1 protein-coding gene is annotated in these 946 nt (G+C 49.5%); it reads left to right on the top strand.

Annotated elements, in window-relative coordinates:
* Positions 1-946: ABC-F family ATP-binding cassette domain-containing protein (locus tag ACS8FD_RS17565; RefSeq protein WP_439276794.1), on the top strand; the 946-nt coding region annotated here is incomplete at both ends.

Consider the following 946-nt stretch of genomic DNA (forward strand, 5'->3'; position numbering starts at 1 on the left):
AAGACAAGCCAGCATGAGCTGCCAGTAGAAGGGTTCTCAGGTGGGTGGCGTATGCGCTTAAATCTTGCCAAAACTTTGATGAGCCGTGCGGACTTGATGCTACTCGATGAGCCGACCAACCATTTGGACTTGGATGCTATTTTATGGCTTGAAACTTGGATCAATGCCTTTACTGGCCTAGTTATTGTCATCTCACATGATCAAGCATTTTTAGATGCGACCGTCGGTCATATTCTACATGTTGAACAACAAAAAATCACCCTTTATACAGGGAACTATCAGCAGTTTATTCGTACCCGTCATGAGCGCATGGCGCAGCAGCAGCAAGCGTTTGAAAAACAGCAAGCAACCAAAGCCCATTTAGATGACTTTATTCGCCGCTTTCGTGCCAAAGCCAGTAAGGCCAAGCAAGCACAGAGCCGTATCAAGCAGCTTGAGCGTATGGCAGAGCTATCACCAATGATGGCGGACAACCCATTCTCGTTCCGTTTTTATGAGCCTGCCAATATGAGCTCACCGCTGATTGAGATGACGCAGGCTGATATTGGCTATAGCGATACGCCGCTTTTGTATAACGCAAGCGTACAAGTAACACCTGATACCCGTCTGGGCCTGCTCGGTATGAATGGTGCGGGTAAATCAACGCTAATTAAGGCCTTGGTCGGTGAGCTAAAGATTTTGTCAGGTACTTACCGTGTGTCTGATACCCTAAAGCTTGGCTATTTTAACCAGCATCAGATGGATGCATTGGATGCAGCGGCCACCCCTCTACAAATGCTGCGTCGCCTAGCAGGCAAAACCTCTGACGCTGAGCTGCGCTCGTTCCTTGGTAGCTTCGACTTTCGCGGGGATCGTATTGACACCCCAAGTAAGCTTTTCTCTGGCGGGGAGCGTGCGCGCTTGACGCTGGCTTTGATTGTCTGGCAGCGCCCAAACGTTCTTGTCC

This window comes from Psychrobacter sp. 1U2 (assembly GCF_051847575.1).